Source organism: Hymenobacter properus, assembly GCF_015694735.1.
Taxonomy (GTDB): Bacteria; Bacteroidota; Bacteroidia; order Cytophagales; family Hymenobacteraceae; genus Hymenobacter; species Hymenobacter properus.
The window spans coordinates 983,121-1,003,768 of sequence record NZ_JADQDP010000001.1 but is presented as its reverse complement, the minus strand read 5'-3'; the positions used below and the strand labels follow the sequence as shown (position 1 = coordinate 1,003,768).

25 protein-coding genes are annotated in these 20,648 nt (G+C 60.3%); 6 read left to right on the top strand and 19 right to left on the bottom strand.

Going from position 1 to position 20,648, the window contains the following annotated elements:
* Positions 1-77: 77 nt before the first annotated feature.
* Positions 78-245 (bottom strand): plasmid mobilization protein, encoded by a 168-nt coding sequence (locus I2I01_RS04365; protein ID WP_196285190.1) that lies wholly within the window; start codon positions 243-245, stop codon positions 78-80.
* A gap of 243 nt (positions 246-488) precedes the next feature.
* Here I2I01_RS04365 and I2I01_RS04360 point away from each other — a divergent pair, with 243 nt between their 5' ends.
* The 5 genes from I2I01_RS04360 (at position 489) to I2I01_RS04340 (ending at position 3,509) form a co-directional block, all read left to right on the top strand.
* Positions 489-1,025 (top strand): hypothetical protein, encoded by a 537-nt coding sequence (locus I2I01_RS04360; protein WP_196285189.1) that lies wholly within the window; start codon positions 489-491, stop codon positions 1,023-1,025.
* 11 nt (positions 1,026-1,036) lie between these two features.
* Positions 1,037-1,507, top strand: a complete 471-nt coding sequence (locus I2I01_RS04355) for a hypothetical protein (RefSeq protein ID WP_196285188.1) — start codon at positions 1,037-1,039, stop codon at positions 1,505-1,507.
* 10 nt (positions 1,508-1,517) lie between these two features.
* Entirely contained in the window at positions 1,518-1,883 is a 366-nt protein-coding gene (locus I2I01_RS04350) for a GIY-YIG nuclease family protein (protein WP_196285187.1), read from the top strand.
* Between the two features lie 4 nt (positions 1,884-1,887).
* The gene (locus I2I01_RS04345; protein ID WP_196285186.1) at positions 1,888-3,039 is read left to right on the top strand and encodes a hypothetical protein; all 1,152 of its coding nucleotides are present in this window, start codon (positions 1,888-1,890) and stop codon (positions 3,037-3,039) included.
* Between the two features lie 137 nt (positions 3,040-3,176).
* On the top strand, positions 3,177-3,509 hold the full coding sequence (locus I2I01_RS04340; protein WP_196285185.1) for a hypothetical protein: 333 nt from the start codon (positions 3,177-3,179) through the stop codon (positions 3,507-3,509).
* 16 nt (positions 3,510-3,525) lie between these two features.
* Here I2I01_RS04340 and I2I01_RS04335 read toward each other — a convergent pair whose 3' ends face one another.
* The 11 genes from I2I01_RS04335 to I2I01_RS04285 form a co-directional block, all read right to left on the bottom strand.
* Positions 3,526-7,371, bottom strand: coding sequence for a tape measure protein (locus I2I01_RS04335; RefSeq protein WP_196285184.1), 3,846 nt, complete (start codon positions 7,369-7,371; stop codon positions 3,526-3,528).
* A 146-nt stretch (positions 7,372-7,517) separates the two neighbouring features.
* On the bottom strand, positions 7,518-8,027 hold the full coding sequence (locus I2I01_RS04330; protein WP_196285183.1) for a hypothetical protein: 510 nt from the start codon (positions 8,025-8,027) through the stop codon (positions 7,518-7,520).
* On the bottom strand, positions 8,015-8,419 hold the full coding sequence (locus I2I01_RS04325; protein ID WP_196285182.1) for a hypothetical protein: 405 nt from the start codon (positions 8,417-8,419) through the stop codon (positions 8,015-8,017). Before I2I01_RS04325 ends, I2I01_RS04330 begins: the two co-directional genes overlap by 13 nt.
* Positions 8,416-9,060: a hypothetical protein gene (locus tag I2I01_RS04320; protein ID WP_196285181.1), complete on the bottom strand. Its 645-nt coding sequence runs from the start codon at positions 9,058-9,060 to the stop codon at positions 8,416-8,418. The genes I2I01_RS04325 and I2I01_RS04320 overlap by 4 nt, the downstream gene beginning before the upstream one ends.
* Complete coding sequence (locus tag I2I01_RS04315; RefSeq protein WP_196285180.1) at positions 9,057-9,440, bottom strand: hypothetical protein; 384 nt, start codon at positions 9,438-9,440, stop codon at positions 9,057-9,059. Before I2I01_RS04315 ends, I2I01_RS04320 begins: the two co-directional genes overlap by 4 nt.
* Positions 9,437-9,952 (bottom strand): hypothetical protein, encoded by a 516-nt coding sequence (locus I2I01_RS04310; RefSeq protein ID WP_196285179.1) that lies wholly within the window; start codon positions 9,950-9,952, stop codon positions 9,437-9,439. Before I2I01_RS04310 ends, I2I01_RS04315 begins: the two co-directional genes overlap by 4 nt.
* Positions 9,952-10,983 (bottom strand): hypothetical protein, encoded by a 1,032-nt coding sequence (locus I2I01_RS04305; protein ID WP_196285178.1) that lies wholly within the window; start codon positions 10,981-10,983, stop codon positions 9,952-9,954. Before I2I01_RS04305 ends, I2I01_RS04310 begins: the two co-directional genes overlap by 1 nt.
* A 98-nt stretch (positions 10,984-11,081) precedes the next feature.
* Positions 11,082-12,173, bottom strand: a complete 1,092-nt coding sequence (locus I2I01_RS04300) for a hypothetical protein (protein WP_196285177.1) — start codon at positions 12,171-12,173, stop codon at positions 11,082-11,084.
* A 38-nt stretch (positions 12,174-12,211) separates the two neighbouring features.
* The gene (locus I2I01_RS04295) at positions 12,212-13,075 is read right to left on the bottom strand and encodes a hypothetical protein (RefSeq protein WP_196285176.1); all 864 of its coding nucleotides are present in this window, start codon (positions 13,073-13,075) and stop codon (positions 12,212-12,214) included.
* 80 nt (positions 13,076-13,155) lie between these two features.
* Positions 13,156-13,380, bottom strand: a complete 225-nt coding sequence (locus tag I2I01_RS04290) for a hypothetical protein (protein WP_196285175.1) — start codon at positions 13,378-13,380, stop codon at positions 13,156-13,158.
* A 3-nt stretch (positions 13,381-13,383) separates the two neighbouring features.
* The gene (locus tag I2I01_RS04285) at positions 13,384-13,734 is read right to left on the bottom strand and encodes a hypothetical protein (protein ID WP_196285174.1); all 351 of its coding nucleotides are present in this window, start codon (positions 13,732-13,734) and stop codon (positions 13,384-13,386) included.
* 31 nt (positions 13,735-13,765) lie between these two features.
* On the opposite strand from I2I01_RS04285, the gene I2I01_RS04280 reads away from it, so the two are divergent.
* Positions 13,766-13,960 carry a hypothetical protein gene (locus I2I01_RS04280; protein WP_196285173.1) on the top strand — a complete coding sequence of 65 codons (195 nt, stop codon included), beginning with the start codon at positions 13,766-13,768 and terminating at the stop codon, positions 13,958-13,960.
* A 93-nt stretch (positions 13,961-14,053) separates the two neighbouring features.
* Here I2I01_RS04280 and I2I01_RS04275 read toward each other — a convergent pair whose 3' ends face one another.
* The 7 genes from I2I01_RS04275 to I2I01_RS04245 form a co-directional block, all read right to left on the bottom strand.
* Positions 14,054-14,281 (bottom strand): hypothetical protein, encoded by a 228-nt coding sequence (locus I2I01_RS04275; protein WP_196285172.1) that lies wholly within the window; start codon positions 14,279-14,281, stop codon positions 14,054-14,056.
* Positions 14,282-14,285: 4 nt separating this feature from the next.
* Positions 14,286-15,197, bottom strand: a complete 912-nt coding sequence (locus I2I01_RS04270; RefSeq protein WP_196285171.1) for a hypothetical protein — start codon at positions 15,195-15,197, stop codon at positions 14,286-14,288.
* Positions 15,194-15,454 (bottom strand): hypothetical protein, encoded by a 261-nt coding sequence (locus tag I2I01_RS04265; RefSeq protein ID WP_196285170.1) that lies wholly within the window; start codon positions 15,452-15,454, stop codon positions 15,194-15,196. The genes I2I01_RS04270 and I2I01_RS04265 overlap by 4 nt, the downstream gene beginning before the upstream one ends.
* The gene (locus tag I2I01_RS04260) at positions 15,435-16,034 is read right to left on the bottom strand and encodes a 3'-5' exoribonuclease domain-containing protein (RefSeq protein WP_196285169.1); all 600 of its coding nucleotides are present in this window, start codon (positions 16,032-16,034) and stop codon (positions 15,435-15,437) included. The genes I2I01_RS04265 and I2I01_RS04260 overlap by 20 nt, the downstream gene beginning before the upstream one ends.
* A gap of 1 nt (position 16,035) precedes the next feature.
* Positions 16,036-17,901, bottom strand: coding sequence for a hypothetical protein (locus tag I2I01_RS04255; RefSeq protein WP_196285168.1), 1,866 nt, complete (start codon positions 17,899-17,901; stop codon positions 16,036-16,038).
* A gap of 520 nt (positions 17,902-18,421) precedes the next feature.
* On the bottom strand, positions 18,422-19,927 hold the full coding sequence (locus I2I01_RS04250; RefSeq protein WP_196285167.1) for a phage terminase large subunit: 1,506 nt from the start codon (positions 19,925-19,927) through the stop codon (positions 18,422-18,424).
* Positions 19,899-20,648, bottom strand: coding sequence for a terminase small subunit (locus tag I2I01_RS04245; protein WP_196285166.1), 750 nt, complete (start codon positions 20,646-20,648; stop codon positions 19,899-19,901). Before I2I01_RS04245 ends, I2I01_RS04250 begins: the two co-directional genes overlap by 29 nt.

Below are 20,648 nucleotides of genomic sequence, written 5' to 3'. Positions count from 1 at the left end.
TTAAAAAAGCGCACCCCGCCCGCCTCTGTTGCACGGCTGGCCTGTTTCGGCCGGGGTTGGATGGTGAGGTTGGGGCCTTATTCGACGCCCAGGCGGCGGGCCTCGTCGAGAGCGAGCGAGCGGAGTAGAGCCGAAACACTTAAGCCGCGTTTCTCAGCTACGCGCTCAATTAGCGCCACTTCATCAGGTTTAGCCGTGATGTTTATCTGCGGCTTGCGGGGCTTCTCGGGTATCGGGTTTTTCATAGCGTGTAGAACCGTGGGGTTGACAGGTCAAAGGTACAAGAAAAACGTAGAAAAAAGCTAGAGAAATAATTTTATTTCTTTCGTTTATCTACGTTTTTTCTACGTATATTTGTCAAGTCGAAACGCGACACCCCCACCACCCTAGAACGCAAAGAGGCCAGCCCGGCAAGGCTGGCCTCCCGCAACGGCCCCGGCAAGGGCCGCTACTAGGTGGGGACTCTTACACCCCCAACAACTGTACAAATGTACAACAACACCCAAAACGGGAAAGCAGCCGCAGGCACGGCAGCCACCCAAGCCGAGGCCCAGCGCCTCTCCGAACTCCGTTACCTCGTGCTCGACGCGGTAACCTACTCTCCCTACGCCACGGCCGAGGAAAAGGCCCGCACCGCTGCCAGCGTGGCCCGCTGCCAGTCGGCCGAAGTCTTGGTAAAGTGGTACTGCAACGTGCTCACGCTCCTTTCGGAGCGTGAGCTTGCCCCCGTTGCCTACGCCACGGCTGAGCAGAAAAAGCAAATCATTTGCCTCTGCAACCACCCCGCCGTAAGCCGCGCCAAAAAAACCAAAACGCTGCTGAACATCAACCGGCTCACCGAGGCCGGGGCCGTGGCCCTCATTGCCGAGCTGTTGGCCCTCACCACCACGCCCCCCACCCGCCCCGCTGGGGCGGGCTTGGTGGTGCGCCGAAACGGGCAGTTGGCCGTAGCGGCCCTGACGGGCTACGCGGGCCGGGCCGTGGGCGACGGTGGCGTGTCGGTGTCTTATGTGCAGGCAGCTTAGGGGCGCGGGCCATGATAAAGTACTCGGAACTGCTCGTGCCGCTCACTTGGATAGGCACCCTACACGCCTTGCGCGAGGGCTGGCAGCTTAAGCCGCTGAATATCCAAATTGAATCAGTTAAAACACCGGACTGGCAAGCCTCGAAGTACGGCCCGCCCCGCTACGCCCCCCGCGTAGCAGCGTGGATAATCCGAATGCTCGACGCAACGCCCCGCCTCGCGCCCGACCACCCCAACGCACTAAAAGTGACCCTGCACCAGCCAGGGTACACGCCTTGCGTGTACGGTTATTTTGATGCCTGCCACGCTTACGGGCGCGGCCTGCTGACGGGCCTCTACGCTCACCACTGCAAGCTGAGCCGCGAAGCCAAACGCGAAGCCAAGCGGCAACGCGAATTAAACGCCGCCGTTTGGGTGGTGGCCTCGTTGGCAGGGGTAGAGCTTCAACAAACGCGCCGCCACCCCGGCCGCCGCCATAACTAAGAAACTAGTTATGCACCGGCAACAATGGATGACCCAGCAGCACGGCCGAAAGGCTGTGCTGTATGTGGTGAAGCTCTACGGCAACGAAGGGGAGCCCGCCTTTTACAAAATCGGCATCACGTTCAACTTAACCCAACGCTTCCGCACCCTGCGCTTCGCGGGTTACAAGTGGCGCACCGTGGCCCGGTTTAGTAGCTGGGATGCGGGCAAAGTGTTTGACCTGGAGCAACGGCTACACGGGGCCGGGTTCGTGCCGTACGCGCCGCTTTTGGACTTCTCAGGCCGGACGGAATGCTACGCGGCGGTTGAAGGAATTTTAGAGGCGCTGCCGAAGGTCGGCACGTTTGTATTACGGAACCAAGTAACCGAAATTTGACGATATGGCCGAAAAACTCACACAAGCCGAGTTCATCAAAAAAGCCCACGCCGCTCACGGCGTGGGCAAGTATGATTTTTCGCTTGCTACATACGCGGGCAAGACATCCAAAGTAAAGGTTGGGTGCCCTGTACACGGTTTCTTTGAACTACTGCCAGGCTCACTCTTTCAAGGCAATGGTTGCCAAAAATGCGGTTATCTAAGAATGGGCGCAGCTAAAACTAAGCGCCTTAGCAACTTCTTGGCCCGTGCCCGCGCTGCCCACGGCGAAAAATATGATTACTCGTTGGTGACGTATGCGGGAAGCTTGGGCCTTGTCAAGATTATCTGCCCCAAACACGGCGAATTTGAGCAAAGCGCAAAAAGCCATATGGCTGGCAGGGGCTGTCTTAATTGTGGGCTTGACACAATCGGCAACCAAAAAAGAGGCACCCTAGCCACATTCTTGGCCCGTGCCCGCGCTGCCCACGGCGAAAAATATGATTACTCGTTGGTGACGTACAGTAACGGCAATACCAAGGTTAAGATTGGGTGCCCTGAACATGGCATTTTTGAGCAAGGGCCTAAAAGTCATGCTTTAGGCGGTCAAGGCTGTCCGCGTTGCGCTGATGTTGCCAACGGTGAGCGACAGCGGGAACAAGCTGCCGCCACATTCTTGGCCCGTGCCCGCGCTGCCCACGGCGAAAAATATGATTACTCGTTGGTGACGTATGCCGCTGCAAATTCCAAAGTCAGCATTATCTGCCCTGAACATGGCATTTTTGAGCAAATACCGGCAAGCCACACACAAGGCATTGGCTGTGCTAAGTGCGGGACTGTGCAAACAAGGCGGCGGTGGATTGAGCAAGCAACCGGGCATTTGTGTCAGTTGTATTTTGTCCGTCTCTTTACCAAATCCGAGTCTTTTTATAAAGTCGGGATTACGTATCAAACCCTCAAAAAGAGGTTTGGCCTAGAGGGCAAAACTCGTATCGGCACCTACCGGTACGAGATTCTCGCTATTCACAAATCATACAATGCAACTGCGGTTTTTGAATGGGAACAGAGTATTCTAGAATCCTTTGCCCACCTTAAATACTGGCCACAAAGGCCCTTTATCGGTCAAACCGAATGCTTCTCAAGCTGCGAAGAAATCCTAGAAATCTTTCCCTTGTAAAAAGGCCCGGCCGATTACTTGGCCGGGCCTTTGCGTTTTGCCCTTAAAAGCCAATCGTCCGTAAATCTGCGCGAAGCGAGATAGGCCACCTTTTGCGCGCGGGCAATCGTTGGCGGGCTTCGCGCTATATTGGCCGAATGAAAGCTAATTATCTGCTGCCCCTTGCCTTATCGCTGTTCGGCTGTTCGGCCAACAGCAAGCCCGAAAGCCTCATTTCGGACTACGTAAAAGCCCACGCGACCGACGCCAGCAGCTACGCCCCTGTTTCATTCAGCCAGCCGACCCGCTTTCACAATCGAGACATAGAGCCTAGCTTGCTCGATACTACTACCACGGGAACGCGCTACAGTCACACGTACAAAATCAAAAACGGCTCCGGCGCAATCGTTGAAAAGACGCATGACTTCGTAATTATTACGCATTCTCAGCACGTCATGCAGCTACCCGACAGCACGAATGATATAGAGTGATTCTTTTTTTATGAAACTAGGCGTTGATGCGGTGAATGCTATTGGTTTCAGGGTCAATCTTCATGAAGCCGGTTTCGGTTGGATGGGTATCCCACCGTTCGGCCATACGCTTGTTGGTCGCGTCGATGCTGGCTAATCGGGTTTCCATTTCGTCGAACTTGGCTTGCAGCGGCTCCATGCTCAGGCGGTAGTGGTGTTCGATGCTGGCCTGCCGTTCTTCGCGCAGCTTGCCCGGCAATGTGTGGTCGGGCAGTAGCGCCGCTAGTTTTGGGTCGCTCCAATCAATATGCTGCGGCTGCCCTTCGTGCAGGGCCTTGAACAGCGGGCGGTAGTCGCGGGTGAGTTCCTGATTGGCGACAAACTCGCCTTTGTGCACGGTGCCCGCCTCTTCGTATTTGCCGCCCTCGGGCGTGAAGCCACCGTTAAAGTAGCCCTTGCCAATGTTGCTGGCCTGATTGTAGGCGGCAACCTTCGAGGCGGCGAACGCCCCAACCAACAACGAACTGAGTGTAATACCCGCCGCAATACCCGCGCCCGGCAACAGCAGGTCAAGTTTGGAGGTGCCAGCGAAGATGTTTGAAATGGCTGTTATCAGGTTTCCGGCCTGTGTGACCGTATCAAGTAACACCTGGGCCTGCGCCGCCTCGCGCTGCTCAGCTAGGGCATCCTTTCTAATTTGACGCTGTTCGGCAATGGCCGCCCGCGTAGCGGCCACGTTGGCGGCGCTTCCTTCTTCCCGGTATTGCAATTCCTGCGTAAGCTGGTTTTGCAATTCGGATATGGCGGTAGTGGCGTCGTTTGCCCGTTGCGCCGCCGCCTGTTGCTGGGTTTGCAGCATCTCCCGGTAGAAGCCCGCCACATTAGCGGCCGTTTCATCGAGTGCCTTCCGCAGCTCGGGGGAATCGGCTTTTCCGAGAATGTAGCGGTAGAGGTCGAAGGGCTTGGCCTTGTTGCGGGTGGCTTGCAGGGCATCCACCGCGTTCTGGGCATCCTTAACCGCTTTTTCGGTGTTTGTAGTAGGGTCATTGTCCCGGATGCGTTTTTTTAGCTCCACCTCAAGCAGCGCATACTTCAGCTTCACGGCATACACGCCCTGTTGCCGCACTTCCTCGGCTTTTACCGGGTCGGTGAAGTCGAGGGCGGCCGATTCAGCAACGGCAAGGTCTAGCGCCTGCTGTTCGTCAAGCCGCTTCTGTTCTTGGTCGAATAACAGCTTGGCGCGTTCGCGTTCGTATTTTAACTGACTATCTTTTTTAAGCCCAGCCTGATTGGCATACTTTTCCTGTTCCCGTTCAAAGTTTAAATCAAGCTGCTTGAGCTGCTTTTCGTCTCCGTCTTTAGCAAGGCTTAACTGTTGGTCTTGGTAGGTGCGCTGAATAGACAGCAGGCGCTTGTAGTGAGCATCATAAGCACCCTGTAGCAAGATGTTTTCTTGCTCGGTTTGCACCGAATCTAGTTCGCCGCCCTTTCCCGCCGCCTTTTTAGCTGCCTTTAGCTTCCGGCTGGCTTCGTATATGTTGGTGAGGTCAAGCTGAAATTGACGCTCAGAAGCGGACTTTGCGTCGTCGGCCTGTGCTTCACTGGCCTTTAGCGCCAGCTCTTTGTAGGTCTGCTGTTCGCGTAGATAAGCGGCTAAAAGGCTTTCTTGCTTTTTCTGCTGGCTTATGGCTGCTTTGTCTTGCTTCCCTAGCAGTTCGTTTATCAGCTTATCCGTTTTATCTAGGTCGGCCTTAAAAGCGGCCAATTTAGCCCGGTAGGGCCCGTCGTTGTAGTCGTTGGTTTTCAGCGCCTGCATTTGGTCGCTGATTTCCTTGCGGTGGGCTTGCAGCGCGTCAATGGACTTGGTGAGGGCGGCAGCGTTGCCATTCAATGCACCCGTAGAAGCAGCTGTAGAAATGCCCAACGCCTGCATAAACAGCGCCTTTTGGCGCGTCAACTCGTTGCCCTTGTCCTCCTCTGTATTGAGCACTACTTGCGCTTCCCGGTAGGCTTTCACGGCCGCGAACAGCCGTTCGTAGGCGGGTGAAAGGGTCGAAATCGCCACCTTCCGCTGGGCAATTAAATCAACCGTATTCTGCCCGGCTACATCGACCGGCAGGCCCTGGTTTTCCTTGCGAAAGTCAATGCCGAAGCCCACGCTGCCGTTGTCATTAATGGCGCGCACCCCGTTGCTGCTGTTGATGTTGCGCTGGCGCTCCAAATTCAGCGCGGCTAACTGCTTGGTGATTTCGACCTGGGCGGCGGTGCGTTTATAGAGTGCGTCGGCTGTTTTCTTGGCTTGGTCGGCTATCTTTTCATCCTCTTTTTGAATCAGAATTTTATTAACCAACGACTCAGAAACCTTGTCGATAGCGGTTGAAAGCTGCTCATTGCTGACCTTTTCGGCGTCGATGTTGCCCAAAAAAGCGGGGTACTCCGCTTGCAGCTCTTTGATGAGGCGGGTGCGCTCGCTGTTGCCCACGTTTAGCGACGTGATAGCCACTAACGATTCCTCCAGCTTTACCTGTTCTTCGGCCGTGACTTCGGACGCCCGTTTGGTGCTGCTTACGAAGTCGGCCACGTATTTAACCGCTGGAGCTAAAAACGCCCCGATTTTGGCGCTGCTTTCCTGAAAGGCGGTATTGATACGGCCTAGATTCGACCGCACCCCGGCGGCGGCGTCTTCCGTCGAATTGACGTACTTTTCCTTTAGCACGGCCGCGAACTTGGGCAGAAAGTCACTGGCTAAAATCTTGCCCGTTGCCAACTGCTTTGTAAAGGCTTCGGTGGTGAGGCCCGCCGCTTTCGCCGCCAACCCGAATGCCCCCGGCAAGGCATTGCCCAACTGCAATTTCAGTTCTTGGCTGCTGACCGTGCCTTTGGAAATCATCTGTTCCACGGCTACCAACGAAGACCGTATTTCTTCCTGGCTACGGTCAAGCACTTTCCCGGCAGCGGTTAGGCCGACGTATAAATCACGGGTGGTGGCTACTGAAAAGTTTGATTCCTTCGCGGCGGCATACAGGCCGGTATAGGCGCGGGCCGTAGACGTTAGCTCAAGCCCTAGCTCATTGGCCCGCTGCTTCACAAACGCATACTCGCGGGCTCCCTCGCTGGCACTGCCTGCAATGGCCTTGAACGTGTTTTGGATGCCGGAAAGGGCCGCGTAGTCGTCAAGTCCTTGCGTTACCTTTTCCTTGATTTTGTCGATAATGGCACCCACGGAAAACAACCCCGCGCCCAACCCCGGCAACTTGTTCAGCAGGCCCCCAAAAAAGCCGCCTCCTGAACCCCCGGCGCTTTCGGCGTTGCTTTCCTTCGCGGCCGTAGCAGCTTCGCGCTGTGCGGCTGCTACGGCCTTAACTTCAATACTCTCCTGCTTCGCAGCAGCGGCGGCATCCTTGGCGGCAGCGGTGACCAGCTTGGTTTGGTTGGCTTCCTCGCGACGGGCATCGCGCACGGCCTGCACAGCGGCCCGCTCGGCTTCGGTGGCCCGCTTGTTTTCGTCAATGGCAAACTTGGCCTCCTTGATTTTCTGCGTGTTTTCCGCAATAAGCCCTTTTAGGCGTAAGTATTCCGCGCTGGTCGAGCCCAGGCCTTTCTGCGCGGCAGCCAGCTCGCGGTTGGCGTCGGAGAGGCGGCGCACCTCGTCGGCGGCCGAACGGGTGGCCGCCTGGGCGTTGCGCGCCTCGGCCGTGGCGTTGGCCAGCTGGTTGCTGAACTGCACCTGGGCCTGGGCGGCCTGGCTGAACTTGGCCGTGGTGGCGTCGCCGGCAGCTTGCACCGTGTCGAGCAGCTTGCCCGCGGCGGCCCCGGCCTTGTCAAGGTCGGCCAGGTACTGGGTGAGGTCGAGGCGCAGATCGCCGGCGGATACTTCGGGCATGGCTGCTTAGGTTTTGGCGTTGCGCCGGTGCGTGTCGAGAAGGCGGTAGAATTCAGGGGCGGGCATCCGCATGAGCGGGTCGTATTCGCTGGCCAGTCCTTTGCCGACGTGGTAGAGGACTTCCGACCAGTGTTCTTCGTCGGCGGCTAAGCGGTCGGCAAGCCGGGGGCCGACGGTTCCGGCGTTGCCAGATTTTCCAGACTTGGGTAGTGTGTCGCGGTACGCAGCAATAGCTTGAAGGCTGCATGGGTAAAAAAATCCGCATCTATGGCCCTCCATGCCACGTTGACCTTTTGCGTGATGGCGGCGTGGTCGTAGCTGGTGGGGTCTTCGTCGGGGGCGTTGTAGAACAGGGCCACGATTTCGGCCTCGCGCATGCGGTTCTGCCCCAGCAGGTCCAGCCGATCTTTCAGGCTGCCCAGCAGTTGGGCCCCGTCCACATCCCGGCGGGAATTGTAGGCGGCGTAGGTTTCCATGACCAGCTTTTGCAGGGCCGGAATGCTGGTGCCGAACTGCAGCTCGGTTTGGAACCGCTGCAACAGGCGCGCCCGGCCCAGCGCCAGCGTGTCGGTGCGGGTGTAGGTAGTCCCGTCGGGCGTGGTGAAGCTCTCGCAGTCGACGGGCGGGGAAATGATGGTCGGGGTTACTGGCTCCATTTGTTGAGCAGGATGCTGATAAGGATGGTGACGGCCACGAAAGACAGGTGAGCCAGCAGGTGGTAAGCCGAGAGCGGAAACAGCAGCAGGTAGCCCCAAAAAGCCCACTGGCCAGCCACACACTTGAAGCAGCCCCACAGCGGCGCCCACCACCACTGATTGTCGAGGTCGTGGCCGGCATAGTATTCCACCTCCATTTGCCCGGCATTTACATGGCCAGGGCTGCCTTCGATGTAGAAGTAAAACCAAGCCCGCCGATGGAGGCGCCGCACCCACGCCTGCACCGGCGCCAGCAGCATCCCGGGCTGCACCAGTACCGAGGCCCAGCAGTAGGCCAAGGCGGCCAGCAGCAGGGCGTCAATCCAATAGGCAAGGGTTAGGGTCGTACTCATGCAAGCGGGCCGTTAAGCAATAGGGGAAGCAGCCCGGCCGGCACTTCTTCGGCGGGCGGCGCGGGCACACAAATGGGCTTGAGGCGGTAGCGGCATTTCAGCTCCAGCCCTATCAGCCGGTAGGGCGGGTAGAGCATGGGGTCTACCTCGGCCGCGTAGGTGTATTTGGTGAACAGGGCCGCTTCAGCGGGCAGCACGGTGGCGGTGATGCCCAGCCCCTGGTAGTCGCCAGCAGTGAGCCGGGCCGGGCCGATTTTGAGAGCCTTCCACAGCGCGTCGATGGCCTGGTTTTCGGTGGGCACGTTGGGCGCTTCGTGGTTGAGCCAGCCCAATAGCAGCAGCGTGCTTTCGGACTCGCTCAGCCCGGCCACGATGGGGCGCGAGACGGTGCCGCGGTCCTCGAAGAAGAAGATGCCATTGGTTTCGCGGCTGGGCAGCAAGTAGCGCTCGTCACGGTCGCAGGCGGCCGTGCCGGCGGGGTAAGCCACCGGCATGGGCGTCTTGAGGCGCCGCGGCTGCTCCTTGCCCTCGAAGGCGTCGCTGGTGAGCGTATCGACCGGGCGCGCCAGTCCCACCACGCGCTCGGCAAAGGGGAGCGGGCGGATGCGGTCGGCTAGCAGGTCGGCAAGGGCTTCAGTCACAGGGCGGGGTGTTTTATGCGCTTATCTTTCTTGGTGGGCGTGGCTAGGTTCACGATGTAGCCCAGCAGGTAGCACTCGATTTCGGAGTTGGTGTAGCTGGGCTTGTGGCCGATGTTCTCCAGGATGGCGTGCGTGATATGAAGCGCTTCGTGGGCCACGGTTTGTGCGTTGGCGTCGCCCCGCAGGCCCATGTAGGCCGTGCGTGTGCTTTCCTCAAACCAGAACAGCCCAAAAGCCGCCGGGTCGGGTAGGCCTATCTCGGGCCACAGGATGCCCCAGGCCGCTGCCATGTCATTGGCCACCAATACATGCAGTTTTACCTCGAAAATGGGGATGGTGTATTGTTCGTGAATGCACTCATCGTCGCGTAGCTTCTTCATGCTTCCAGAATCTGCTTGGTGATGCGCTGTAGCTCCGCTGCCACGGCCGCTTGCGCTTCGGCGGCTTCGCTTGGGAGAGGTTGGAGCCAGTTGCCGTAGCGGGCGAGGTTGCGCTCTACCTTGGTGGCGCTCTCCTGGTCGGCGGCGACGATGGCGGCCAGAAACACCGCCCCGTTGGCGCCCTTGCCCGTCACAGCCAGGCTGCGCATCATCCGGCCGGAGTGCGTCAGGTCCACAAAGGCCGTTTGCAGGCCTTCAGCGGCCCGGAGCCCGGCCCAGTTGCCCAGCTTGTTCTTCTTGATGTAGGCCCGGCCGCCCGCGTTCAGCGCCTCTTTGCCAAAGAAAAAGGTCGGAATCAGCGTCGGGCTGTAGTGCTTGCCCGTCAGGCCCTGCGACTGAATGCGCAAGGTCACCAACGCCAGCACGGTCGTGGCGTAGAGCAGCGCCAGCCGGGGGCCGGCCTGCAGCACCGCTTCCTTGGTGCGGGCGAGCTTTTGGGGCAGCGTTTCCATTAGGCGGTTTTGGCCAGGCGCGGGCCGTAGGGGTTGGGCTGGCAGGTGTAGCAGGGGTGCTTCAGCCGACCCAGGCCCTGGGGCTGGGAGAGCCAGGCAATCATCTGGTCGGCGTAGGGCTTGAACTGTGTGTTGGCCAGGTAGTCCATCTGCTTCTGGTCGAGCAGCGTGTAGCGCGAGTAGTTGGCCTGGCTGAACAAATCCATCAGGAAGTAGTAGCCAGCCATGGCCTGCACGGCCCGGGCCAGCGAATCGGCCAGCTCCGCACTAGCCGTCGTCGCGTAGCAGAGCACGTCGTCTTCGGCCGTGCACACCTCCTGCACCCGCAGCAAAAAGCCCGCGTTGGGGGTGCTGCTGGTGACGCCGGAGAGCCCGCGGGCCACGGAGCCGCCGAAAGTGCCGGGGCCCATGCTGTTGCAGCCGGTGGTACAGAACAGCTGGCCGGTCAGCGGGCGCACGCCGTCGGGCAGGCCCACCGGCACGAGCTGGTGCACAGCGCCGTCGAAGGGAATGACGAAGGGCGTGATGGATTGCAGCGGGGCGTTCGTGGTGATGGTGGCCACCGTTACACCGTCGAGCTGAATGGCCACGTCGGCCACGGTAACGGTCGTTTGCAGCGCCAGGGCCGTCACCTTGTAGCCGCCGCCCTCCACGTAGTTCGTGGTGAGCGTGAGGGCTGCTGCGCCTTGGTACACGCTGCCGTTGCCGGCCTTGCCCAGTTGGCCGCTGGCGCTGAACAGGGCGGCTCCGAAGCCGTAGCCGCGGGCCTGCTGAATGGCCGTCCGGACGTAAGCCGCCGCGCTGTTGCGGGCCTTGCCCAGCCGGTCGTACACGTCGGTGGGGGGGTCAGCTTTGGCGGGCTGAAAGTTCAGGCCGGCCAGCTGGCTCACGTACACCGCCCCGCCGGCCGAGCCCGCGCGGCTGCTGGCGGTAATCCAGTCGGTGTCGCCGCTGGGCAGGGGGAAGCAGGGCAGCGCGGCAGGCGCAAGGCCCACCAGGGATTCAAGGCAGTTCAGCGGCTCGGTTGGCATGCTACGAAATACCGCTGGGAAGGCGCCCGGCCGGAAACCAGACGCAAAAAGCCCCAGCCATTGCGGGCCGGGGCTTTCGTAGCAGAGCGGATGGGTAATTATACCTTGGTCACCTTCAGCACGCCCGTGTTCGTGCTGCCGCCCAAACGGTAGGGGTCGTGTAGCAGGTCGAAGTAAGGCAGCGTGAAGTCGTACACGTCGAACCAGCGCTTTACCGTGCGGCCGGCGCGGGTTACGGTTTCGCACTTGCGCTGTACTTCCACGTCGATGTTGAACAGGCTCGTGCCCACGTTCTGACCGTCCATGCCCTGGCTGATGGCGCCGGGGATGGCAAATACCGTGTGGTCGGCCTGGGGCGATTCCACGGCGCCCACGGCGTACTGGTTCCGGGCTGCGAAAGCCACGGCCGTGCCGTCTACCACGAAGTCGGTGTTCACCAGACCGGCGGCGGCGAAGGTGAAGTAGTCGAACACGGCCTCAATCAGATTGAACTTGGCCTGCTGGTCGCGCTGCGAGTCGTTCAGCGCGTTCGGGATGGCGTTGAGGCGGCGCAGGTACAGGCCGTTTTGCACGCCATCCAGAATGTAGGGGCGCACCATGCGGTTAATCTGCGCCTCCATTTGCAGGAAGGGAAACAGGCCCTCGTTCCAGTTGGCGGCGGGGATGGTCGTGTTGGTGCCCGTTACCGTGGCGCCGTATTGGCCGGTGGTATCGGCATTCACGCCGGCGAAGGTGGCCAGCTTGGCCAGCATCTTCAACGCGGCATCTTCCTGAATCACCTGCTTGGCACGCATGATGTCCTGGGCCACCGACTGAGCATAGCCAATCACGCCGTTCTGATACAGGCCGTAGGGGTTGTCGCCCACAATCACCTCTTTCTTGAAGCTGGTGTGGCTGCAGTAGTTCAGCGTCATTTCCACGCCGTCGGTGCCAGTTTCGGGGCCGTCAAGGTCGCAGGCGGGGGCGCAGGAGCCGGCCACGATGGCCGAGCTGTCTTGCCAGGCCACCTTGACCTTGTTGATGGCCGAGCCCGTGACCGGGGTCACGTTGGCGGTTTGCATCTTCACGATTTCGTTCAGCACCTCCGTTTTCGGAGCGTACAGGTCGGGCGTGTTTTTGAAGATGTCGTTGCTGGCGCGCACGATGGTGGCCAGGGTGGAGGGCGTAAAAACGCCGGCGGTTGCTGCCATTGGAAGTTAAGGGGAAGTGCCGCCCGGCTGGGCAGCGGTTATTGTTTGGCGAAGTCGGGGTAGTCAGCCTCCAACTTTTCGAGGGCTTTGGGGTCGGCCATGTTCTTCACGTAGGCCTCGTCAAATTCCTCTTTGGTTTTGATGCCCGTGGCTTTGGCGGCGGCCGGGGTGCCAGTAGGCACATGGTCGCGCTTCTCGGCTGCGGGCAAATCGTATTCGCTCGTCACCACCTCGCGCACATGCTCGGCAAACGACTTGCTGCCACCCGCGCCGTTGTCGAGGTACTTGCCCTCGGCATCAATGGGGGTGAGCGTGCCGTCGGCTTCCTGCTTGTAGTGGCCGTTTTTGATGTCGGCCACCAGGCGGGCAATTTGCCGCTGGGCCTTGGCGCTGTCGGGGTTCAGGTTGGGGTTCAACTCGGCAATGATTGCGCGGGCTTTCTGCTCTACCTGGGCATCCTGCTGCTCTTTGAGGAAGGCAGCGCGCTTCTGGCTCAGTTCTTCATCGCCTTCCTTTTTGGCGGCATCTACGGCGCGCATCTTCTCGTTTTCGGCCTCTGTGAGCGCCCGCTTCACGGCGGGGTGCTTCAGAACGTCTTCGTCGGAAAGCGTGCCGCCGCCTTTGCTGGCTGCGGTGGTTTCGAGCTGGTCTAAGGCATCGGTGAGCTTGTCGAAGGACGGGGCTTCTACGCCGCGCGCTTTGAGGGCTTTCTCTACGTCCTGCTTAATCTTGCCCTCGGCCCGCTGGTAGCCGGCCGTGTCCAAGGTTTCGCGGTTGTCTTTGAATGCTTTCGACAAGCCTTTGATGGCTTCATCCGATTCAGCGTAATCGGCAACGGTTTCGGCTGAAAGATTCAGCGCTCGGGCAACCTGCCCGACAAGGCGTTTAAATTGGTCTTCCATGATGGGGCCTAAGCCATTAGGATAGCAACCGCGTCAACTTGAGCGGCCAAAGGCCCGGGCAACCGGCCCGGGCTTCGGTCTTACTTGCTGGCCTCGGCCTTGTCGGCCTTGGCGGGTTTCTCAGTGTTGGTAGCCAGGTCGGCGGGCTTTTCAGCCAGGGCCACCACCTCGTAGCTGCGAGCGAAGTGGCGCGGGCCGAAGGCTTGGCGCATCTGCTCCAGCTTGGCCTCGGTGACGTGCTCGTAGTGCCCCACGCTGGTTTTGAGGCGCACCTTGTGGGTCGGGGTTTCGACGGGCTTGCTCATGGCTTAGGCCTGGGGCAAGTCGGCCGGCTTGGGGGCATCGGCGGCGGTGAAGCGGGCTTTGTCTTCCTCGCTGAGTAGGCCGAAGACCTTGGCAGGCAGTTCCTGCACTTGGCCGGTCAGGCTGTCGTGCTTGGCCTCCATTGGCACGGACTGTACAGGGCCGGCGTTGACGGCGGCCTGCTCGGTTGTTGCCGACACGGTCGTAAGCGGCGAAGCGGTCAGGGCGGCTACATCAGCACGGCGCTTGAGAATGGCAATGTGCTTGTCGTATTCTTCCTGCGGGGCGTTGTCCACGTCGAAGTCGGGCGAACCGGGCGCGGGGGCGGCGGCCACCTTGGTTTTGGTTTCAGTCATTGGGCAAGGGCTTGAGGTGAAGGAGTATCTTGTGACCCCAAACCTCCCCCGCCTCTCCCCGCTGCCCGAAATGCGCCAACCGCTCCGCCGTCGCCTCAAACCACGCCCGCCGCTGGACGTCACCGTTACCCCGCTACCCGGCGGCCTGGGCATCTCCTTGGACCTGGGCCGCCTGCTGTGGGACTTGGAGGTACAGGAGACGCTGCGGGAACTGGGGATGCGGTAGGGCACGAAAAAGCCCCGCTTCCTTTCGGGGCGGGGCTTAATGCTGGCTGTTTCTGCTTGTCTATCGCAGGCGTGGCCGAACAGTGCAAATATACTACTTCTGAAACAGCCGCCGCATCAGGTTCTTCCCTGTGGGCCGCTTCCCCTGTAGCTGCCGCTGCTGGGCTACCTTTTGCAGGGAGTCGAGGAACAGGCCGCCCTTCCAGCCTTGCACCTGGGCCAGCAGCGTGGCCCCGTCGGCCGGGCGTAGGTCGGGCTCCTTGCTGGCTTGCAGGAAGGTTTCGTAAATGAAGGTGGCTTTCTGGGCGTCGTTGAGTTCCATGGGGCTAAGATACTGGCTTGATGAACAATTCACCCTTGTCGTTCTCCCCTAAATCTGGCCGCATGCGCAGCGCAGTTGCGTTTGGAATGTAGTGCCAGGTATGCCGGCAGTTGTAGCCGCCGCAGTCGCTATAGGGGTCATAGGGGTCGGGCTTGCCCGCGAACAGCCCCTCGGCTTTGTTGGTGTAGCCGCCGTAGGGGTCGGCTTTGGTGCCGAACTTGGCTATCTCGAAATCAACGAACACACGGCCGTTGCGCACCTCGCAGAAGGCACGGGTATGGGCCATGACGCCGCCTTGGTACAACGCCGCTCGCAAGCCAAGCTCTTTGCCGGACAGGTGTTGCAGCATCCGGTCGGCTTGGCTGAAATCATCACCCGCCGACTTGTATAGCTCCTGCACTACGCCTAGCGCCGTGCCATTGCCTACAACAAGCATATTCAAGCCGTCCCGGTAGGCGTCTATACCCGCTCCGCTGGCTTGGGCTTGGAAAGCGTACGTGAGCACCTGCTGGCTGAGTCGGTCCTTCACTACGCCCATGGTAGCCGAAAGGTAGCCGCCGGGCAGCAGGTTGCCCTGGGCATCAAGGCCCAACCGGGCCGTAAGGAAGGTGGTGAGCGGCGCGCGTAGGCGTTGGTAGTCGGCCAGGCCCAGCGCAGCGAAGTAATCGAGCTGCAAGGCTGGTAGGTTCAGCAGGCTTTGCCCGTAGAGCGCGGCCAGGGGCGCCAGTACCGTGTTGGCGTACTCCTGCAGCAGCACGGGCAGCAGGGAGGCGTCGGCGTGCAGGTCTTTGAGCCGCTGCAGCAACCCTTCCCACAGCAGGCGCTGGGCTTCTTCGACGTGCTGCTTTAGCGCGTCTTCCAGCACTTGGATGGCGTTGCTGCGCTTGCGGGCGGCGTCTTGTGGGTCGGTGGTCATTCGTCAGGCCATTGTGCGGCGGGGCGTATCCCGCCTGCATCATTCAGCAAGGCGGCTATGCCCTCGGTTGCCTCTTGGTCATCGTTTCCAATTTCTACACCGAAAGCCAAAAGGTTGCTAACATCCCCGCCCAATACCTTTTCGGAGTAGTTCCAGCGGTGTAGGTTAGCCTCGGCATCAAGGGCAGTGTAAAGAAAGTAGCGCGGTGCGCGCAACAGATGCCAGCAGGCTTGCAGCTTACGCAGTAGGGTCTTCATTTTGCAGCTTGTAGTAACAATCCTTAATTGTTAGCGCATCGTGCAAGGCATTATGCTTGCTGCCGGTCCAATAAGAAGCTTTGCGGCCTGAGTATTCTTCCCTGCTTATATCAGGGTTAACCCCTTTCATTTCAAACAGCGGACATATATCCATTGGGATATAATGTATCTGCGCGGGTAGTTGCGGGTAGCCATTGGTGTAGTCGGCTAGCAGGTCGTTGAACAGAACCCAGTCGTAAGCCAAGCAATCTGACCACATTTGAATCGGCCCTTTGCGCACCTCCTGATTAGCCAGCCATAGTATTAGCGCAGTGTTTACTTCGTTTTTGGTAGCGCGAATGGTCGTTGCCTTGCATAGCGAAAGCTCGTCTTGCTCGACAAAGAATTGCCCCGCCTGTTGGTCGTTCAGCCTGAAATTGGCAATCACATTCTCACGCAACCACTCGTTGACCTGGCTTTCGTCATAGTCCGTCAGTTCGGCATAGAATGTATCGCCAAACTCGTCAATTAGGCCAATGGACATAAGCGTGGTGTTCTTATGTAGTCCGGTAAACTCGGTATCAAAGAAAATCTTGGTCATCTTACGCAGTGGCAGCAGCCGTTACAGGTGAAACACTGAGCCGCCCGAAGCTCCCGGATGCCACGCCACCGGCGGGCAGCTTGGCCTTGATGAGGTCCACCTGAGCTTGCACGGCGGCGGCCTGGGCCTCCGCGCTCAGGTTGTAGAAATTGGTGTTGGCCGCCTCGGCATCCATGAAGATGCGGTCGGCATTGAAGCGGGTAATAAAGTCGTCCTCCGTCATCTTGCCCAGCGCAAACACCTTGAAGGCCACGTCGTCGCTCAGCCCCAGCGTGGGGATGAAGCGCGAGCGCACCAGGTAGCGGCGCATGGCCTCCGGGTCGCTGGCATGCGTCTTGCGCATGATGGCGTTCTGGATGCGCGTGATTTCGTCGGGCCGCACCCCGGCTTCAACAGCCGCTTTGAGCTGGGCGTAGAGGTCGGATTCGCTCTTGAGGTCGAGCCCGTCGGGGAAGTCGTAAATCAGGCTCAGTCCCTTGCCCGCGTCTACGTAGGTGCCGCACACCATGCCGTGGTGCACGTAGGTGCCGCTGAACCAGTCGGCAAACGGACCCAGCGCAACCGCCTTCTGGTCGGCCAGGTCGGCTATCTCGGTGGCGGTCATCGGGCCGCTGGTTTTCTGCAGCGCCTGCCGGCCGAACACGGCCGCCTGCACCTTGTCGCTAATCCAGTCCTGAAACTTGAGCTGAAACGTCGGAATGTCGGGGCTCGGGCCGATGAAGGCCAGCATGTCGGTCAGCTTGAGCTTGTTCTCGGTGGGGTCCGGCGAAAGCGGCACCTTGATGACGTCCGACGCGCTTTTGCTGATGGGCTCAATGCCGGAGCCGTGGCATTTGGGGCAGCGGAAGTCGTTGGGGTTGGTCGGGCTGGGGTTGCGGCACAGGCCGTTGGCACAGCCCCCCAATGCCTCAATGCCGGTACACGGCTGGGTGTATTCCAGCTGGCGCGGCATGGCCATGTTGCGCATGACAATCTGCAACTCATGCCCCGTCTTTAGCTCCAGCTTCAACCAGTTGATGGCGCGGTGCAACGGAGAGAGGAACACCAGCCCACGGGCGTTCTGGTCGGGAATGTAGCCCAGCGGGGAAGCGGGCACGCGGCCCGCGCCGTGCTCCAATACCTGGTAGTGGTAGGCGATTTTGTCGCCGTTGTAGACCGTGCCCGTTGCGTACTCCGGCCCGTCGGGAATGGTGTGGTTGCCGCTGTTGTCCACCGGCCAGAAGTCCACGGCGTGGTCGGGCAGGTAGGTGGTGTAGCGGTGCAGCGTTTCGGTGTTGTCGGCGCTGCGGATGGCGTAGCGGGCCGTGAGGCTGGTGACCTCCCCAGCCGAGCGGGTGAAGTGCACCACGGCCGAAGAGGGCAGCAGCACCGGGTAGGGGCGGGCCTGCTGGGTGCGGTAGTCGAAGGCGTCGAAGGCCGTGAGCAGCCAGGCGTTGGGGTCGGTGAGGGCCACCGTCTGGGCCAGGTGCTCAGCCAGGTAGTCCTGCAGGGGCCGGTTGTTGTAGTAGCTGCTGAGTGCTTGCGTGAGGCGGGCGGTCCAGCGGGCGCGCTCGGCTTCCCCGGCGGCTTCGTCGTAGACGATTTTGCGCTCTACTTGCCCATCCCGTAAGCGGGCGACTTTGTAGAACTGCGTGGCCAGCTCGCCCCAGGCGCTTTCGCAGGTCGGCACGTAGAGCCGAAACAGGCGCTGCAGCTGTTCCTCGGCTTCGCCCTCCCAGTAGGTGCGCAGCAGCGGTTCGACGTCGCCCGTGGCGAAGCGGCGGCACAGGTCGGCATACTTCACCACCCGGTCGTAATCGGGGTGCCAGGCGCTGGGGCCGGCGAGCAGGATGCCGGAAACGAGGGGGATGCTTTGGTCGGGCGTCATGGGCTACGGGCGTGGCACAAAGTAGCGGGGTGACAAGGCCCGGCCGGAAACGACACGAAAAAGCCCCGCCAACTTCTCCGAGGCGGGGCTTTTACTAACTATTCCGAAGCGCAGCAGCTTTGTATCGAGTGTAAGTTGCGCCAACCGGGCGACGCCAACCAGGTCGTACTCGCAACGGAGCCCCCGACATTGAAAGGTAAATAGCTTTGGTGGCTCCGCTACGCTCTGCGTTCAGTACAACGTCAGTAAGCTCTGGCGGTGCCGGGCTTTCCACAGGCGTAATGCGGACGGCAGACGCCTCGGCTGCTGTGGCAGCAATGGCGACTTGTACGGCCTGAATCTGCTTGTAGATAACGGCCGCTTTAACAGCGGGCGTACTTGCGGTGGCGAATGCACCGGGCGGGGCGGCGAAGCTACAGAGTAGCCCCAGCAGCAGAAGCACAAAGGTCTTCATGTGGTGTTTGGGGTTGGTGAATGATTGGTGATTCAAAAGTGGGCGAGCCAATTGCCTGGCCCGAAATCACCCACCTCGCCCCGCCTTGAACGCCTCGTACTCCGGCTGCAGAATGGTGCACAGCCAGTAGTCGAACACGTCGCTAAAGTGGCCCAGCTTCTGGTACTTCACGCCCAATGCCTTGTCGTCGTACAGCTCTTTGTGCTTGCCGTCGATGCCCTTCTGCACCAGTTCCAGGTCGGCAATGAGCTTGGGGCAGGCCGTGGCGTCAATCTGCACCTCCACTTCCCGAAAGCCGCCGGCCAGTACGTAGTTCACGAAGTCGCGCCGCCGCTCCACCTCGGGGTTGCGCTTGGGCCAGAAGCTATCGGAGCGCCCGTTCAGGCAGCCGGGCACTGGCTTCCCGTCCGTGTCGGTGAAGCCATTGAGCGCGGCCAGCACATCACCCAGGGCCGTGCTGCGCTCGTCCGAGGGCTTGCGGGCCCGCATGCTGGCGTCGCCGGTGAGCATGACGGCCGAATCCATCCACTTGAACGCCCGCCGGTCTTTCAGGAAGGCGTGCCCGGTGTTTCTGAGGCCGCTGTTGGGGCTGCCGATGGCGTACTCGTGGAAGATGCGGAGCGTGCGCTTGCCGCCGGGCAGGTGGCGGCGGTCGTCGTTCTGCCCGCAGAACATGGCGCAGTAGGGCAGGGAGTTGGCGTCCCAGCTTTGCCAGATGGGCAGGCCGGGCAGGTAGGGCACGGCGCCGGTGTGGGTGGCGCGCTTGAACTGGGGGTAGAACTCGTTGCCGGTTTGGCGACTAGCCCACAGGCCTTCCCACCACACGCGGTAGCGGTAGGGGTCGGTAAACTGATAGCGTTTGTAAGTGGCTTTGCGGTCAGGCGGGCACCACGGATTGTCCTGGGCCGTGGAGTGCAGCACCCGAAACGACTGCCGCACCAGCTGCCCATCAATGTCAACGGACAGCTGGCCGTCGAAGGTGGTGCCGTTGGGGTTGCCCGTGGCGTCGAAAAACTTCTTCCAAATCCAGAACTGCTTATAGTCTTCTTTGTGGTCGGGGTTGAAGCTGTAGATTTCCCGAATCACCGCGCCAGGGTGCGATGTGCGCAACGTGGTGCTCACCACGTCGGCATCGTCCTTGGCTATCTGGTTGGCTTCCTCGTACCACGCACAGGTCGGGTCCGACACCGATTTTACCCGGTCCATGTCGTCGGTGCCGCGCCCAATGAACTTGTTTTTGTTGAGCTTGCAGCTGATTTCGAGCACGGCCGACGGCCCCTGCGGAAAGCGGAAGAACGGTGCCAGGCCTTCGCGTTCGGCCACCTTGCGCAGGGTGGCAATCTGGCTATCGGCAATGGTGTTCTGTTTTTCCCGAATCAGCACGCAGAGGAAGTACGGGTCTTGCAGGCAGCTCAACAGCAGCTCCAGCGCCACGAAGTCGCTCTTGGTGCTGTCACGCCCGCCCCACAGCAGCAGGTGCCGGCTCCTGTCGCGCAGGTAGGGCCGGAACTTGGGGGCGCAGGCGCTGGGGCCGATGTGCAGCCTAAGCGTCTGGCGTTTCTGGGCTACCACCGATGATGATTTCTACGTCCGTGCCAGCAGTCTGCCGGTTGTCTTTCTCGAAAATGCCAAGTACGCGGCCCAAGTCACGCAGTGCACCATCGGCAGCGTACATCTCTACTTTGGGCCCGAACTCGGTGTAGGAAAGCGTTTTGATGCGGCCTAAATCCTGGGCGTTGGCCAGCGCCACCATATCAAGCTCTACTGCCTCATATGTTTCCGGCGGGCCGTCTATGAGGCGCGTCGCATCGGGGTTCTTGCTTAGCTCAATCTCATACCGCAGCTTCGACAACCGCATAGCATCCACATGCTGCCTGCGGCCCGCCTGATACTTGGCAGCCTCCTTGGCAGACAGTTGAAGGACATGAATGGAGCGAACGGTGAACTCTTCCTCGAAGAGTATCTTCTCATCTAGCTCAGCTATGGCTTCAGCAAGCGGCTGCGGAATCTTCGTGCCCCGTTCGCGCACTACTACCTGCAAGTAGTCGTTCAGCCGCGTTTTGGCAATGTCAACGAATTGCTTTATAACCTCTTCTGCGGGCATCCCCGCCTCAGCCAGCCGTTTGTTGATTTCGGCCCGAATGTCAGCATTTGACAGCAGGCGGCTGCCTTCTTGCCGGGCGCCTGAAAGCGCATACCCCGCCCGTATTGCCGCCTGGGTGGCGTTGCAATCAAGCAGGTATTCATCAATGAAGCGCTGGCGCTTGTCCGTCAATTCGGCATCTGCCTCCAT